The 3017-nt window shown below is 36.7% G+C and carries 3 protein-coding genes; all 3 read left to right on the plus strand.

The genetic code is table 11. The features are described from left to right. The first annotated feature begins 200 nt into the window (after positions 1–200). From INF29_RS13925 to INF29_RS13935, 3 genes are read left to right on the plus strand one after another with little or no spacing between them, the layout of a single operon-like run. Positions 201–1001 carry a ParA family protein gene (locus INF29_RS13925; protein ID WP_193487327.1) on the plus strand — a complete coding sequence of 267 codons (801 nt, stop codon included), beginning with the start codon at positions 201–203 and terminating at the stop codon, positions 999–1001. Next, complete coding sequence (locus INF29_RS13930; protein ID WP_193487329.1) at positions 976–1884, plus strand: ParB/RepB/Spo0J family partition protein; 909 nt, start codon at positions 976–978, stop codon at positions 1882–1884. Before INF29_RS13925 ends, INF29_RS13930 begins: the two co-directional genes overlap by 26 nt. Then, complete coding sequence (locus tag INF29_RS13935) at positions 1862–2860, plus strand: DUF6017 domain-containing protein (protein ID WP_193487331.1); 999 nt, start codon at positions 1862–1864, stop codon at positions 2858–2860. Before INF29_RS13930 ends, INF29_RS13935 begins: the two co-directional genes overlap by 23 nt. Positions 2861–3017: the final 157 nt, after the last annotated feature.

A 3017-nucleotide genomic window follows, 5' to 3' on the forward strand; every position in this document is an offset into this window, starting at 1 on the left:
AGAAAATAAACCCAAGAAAACAACAGACCGGATTTTGAGCCGGTCTAATTGTCGTGGAATTTTTATTTAGTTGAAAATCATTAAAAAGCTTGCGAAAAGGTCTTGACTTTTGTTAGCAGGTTTTTATTTCAATATTGTTGTAATACAGCTGTTTTAACAGTATAAAACTATAACAAAACAAAAATAAAAGGAGGATTTTTATGGGAAAGATTATTGCAGTGACAAACCAGAAGGGCGGCGTAGGAAAAACAACGACTTGTGGCAATTTAGGTATTTGTTTGGCAAAGGAAGGGAAGAAGGTACTTTTAATTGATGCCGATCCACAAGGCAGCTTGACAATCAGTATGGGTTATCCGCAGCCAGATCAGCTGGAAGTATCTCTGGCAACAATTCTTGGAAAAGTAATCAAGGAAGAAGAAATTATGCCAACAGAAGGAATTTTACACCATGAGGAAGTCATTGATATTTTGCCGGGAAACATTGAACTTTCCGGTTTGGAAGTTTCTCTGGTAAATGTCATGAGCAGGGAACAAATACTGAAACAATATGTGGATATGGTAAAGGATCAGTATGATTATATTATCATTGATTGTATGCCATCTCTGAGTACACTGACCATTAACGTGCTTTCCTGTGTAGATAGTGTCATCATACCGGTACAGGCGGCTTATTTGCCGGTAAAAGGCTTAGAACAGCTTATCAAAATCATTTCAAAGGTAAAACGACACTTAAACCCTAAAATTGAAATTGAAGGTATTTTGATTACAATGGTGGATAGCAGAACGAATTATGCAAAGGATATTACAACAATGCTGCGAGAAGCTTATGGAAGAAATATAAAAATTTTTGAAAATCATATTCCGATGTCTGTAAGAGCACAGGAGGCTTCTACACAAGGAATAAGTATTTTTCGTCATGATCCAAAAGAAAAAGTTGCACAAGCCTATCAGACACTGACAGAGGAGGTAATAGGAAGTGAAAAATGGTGTAAGCAATATTAAACTGACAAGCTATGATGATTTGTTTGGTACAAATGATGCGGAACAACAAGGAAAAAGCGTTATAGAAGTAGATGTTTCGGAGCTACACGAATTTCCAGACCACCCTTTTCGTTTTGAGATGGATGCAGAGATGCAGGAACTGATGGAAAGTGTAAAAAAGTATGGAGTCCTGGAACCAATTTTGGTTCGAAAGAGAACACAAGGTGGATATGAAATCATATCCGGGCATAAAAGAACATCAGCCTGCAAAGCAATTGGACAAAATGTCATTCCGGGAGTAGTAACAGATTGCGGTGATGATGAAGCAACGATATTGATGGTGGATTCTAATATTTATCGAAGAAATATTCTTCCCAGTCAGAAAGCAAAAGCCTATAAAATGAAATATGAGGCACTGAAGCATCAAGGGGTACAAAATGGTTTACATACGCTGGAACAGATGGGAGAGGCTTTTGGTGAAAGCGGGAAGACAGTACAGCGATATATTTGGCTTTCCAGATTGAGTGATGATTTATTGGAATTGTTGGATCGCAAAAAAATGGGTATTGTCCAAGGAATTGCCCTTTCATTTCTAAATCAGGAAGAGCAGGACTGGATATTAGATATCATAGTGGACGAAAAGGTACAAATCAGTACAAAAGCAGCAAAATTGTGTAAAGAGTGTGCACAGAGCGGAACATTGACGCAAGAGAAGGCAAAAGAATTTTTACTAGATAGTCAAAAGAAAAAATCGGATGCACTCTCGATCAATAGGAACAGGCTGAAATCATATTTTCCGTCTTCATACAGCAATGAGGATATAGAAAAAGTCATTTTTCAACTTTTGGAGGAATGGCAGCAGCGAACAGGAGGTGGAGAGGTTGGGCAAGGAAGAAGTATTTGACTATTACTATGGAACAGAGGCAGAACAATTTTCATTTTTCAGAATACCTCGTGTTTTGATACAAGATCCAAGATTCAAACAGGTGTCAACGGATGCAAAGTTGCTTTATGGATTGATGTTGGACAGAATGTCCTTGTCTATGAAAAATGGATGGCTGGACGAAGAAAATAGAGTCTATATCATTTATACGCTGGAAAATATCATGGAGGATTTAAACTGCGGAAAAGATAAAGGTGTAAAAATATTGGCAGAGTTGGATACTGTAAAAGGTATCGGCTTGATCGAAAGAAAGAAAAGAGGGCTGGGTAAGCCCTCTATTATTTTTGTAAAGAACTTCGCGAGCTTAGTAACAGAGAAGGAAGAAGATAGTATAAAAATTGTGAATGAAATCCAGAGTTCGGAAGAACCGAAGTCTGAGAAGTTAAGTGTCAGAAGTCCAGAGTTCGGAAAAACCGAAGTCTTGCCTTCGGAAAAACAGCAGTCAGGAGTCCTGGAAAACGGAAGTTTGGACTTCGGAAAAATAGAAGAAAATTATAACAAAGATTTTAATTATAATGAGTTCAGTTATACAGAAAGGAATCATAATAATCCCATCAATCTATCAGAGGTTGATGGGATTGATTGCTATATGGCTCTAATCAAAGATAATATTGAATATGATTACTATAAAAAACATGGAAATATTGGAGAAAGTGAACTTGTAGAAGAGTTATATCAGCTGATTTGTGATGTAGTTTGTGTAAAAAGAAAGTTTATTACTATCGGAGGAGATAAAATTCCATACGAACTTGTAAAATCTAAATTTTTAAAGATAAAGCAGCCTCATATTGAATACGTTTTGGAAAGCATGAAGAAAGTATCCTCACAGATTCATAATATACGGGCTTATTTGCTTACTACACTTTACTATGCGCCAAGTACTATGAATTACTACTATCAGCAGGAAGTGCAAAAAGATATGTATGGAAATGGGTGACAGGAACTTCTGGACATAATGTCCAAAAGCAAAAGTCCAGCGGTGATATGTCAAGATAAAAACAATATTGAAAGATATACTTTCAGCTATGTTTCAAAAAGACAAAAACACCCACCTAAGCCCTGCAAATCGTATTTTTGAAAAATGAGCAGGGTTA

Origin of the sequence: Anaerotignum lactatifermentans, from assembly GCF_014982935.1 — a bacterium.
Taxonomy (GTDB): Bacteria; Bacillota; Clostridia; order Lachnospirales; family Anaerotignaceae; genus Anaerotignum; species Anaerotignum lactatifermentans.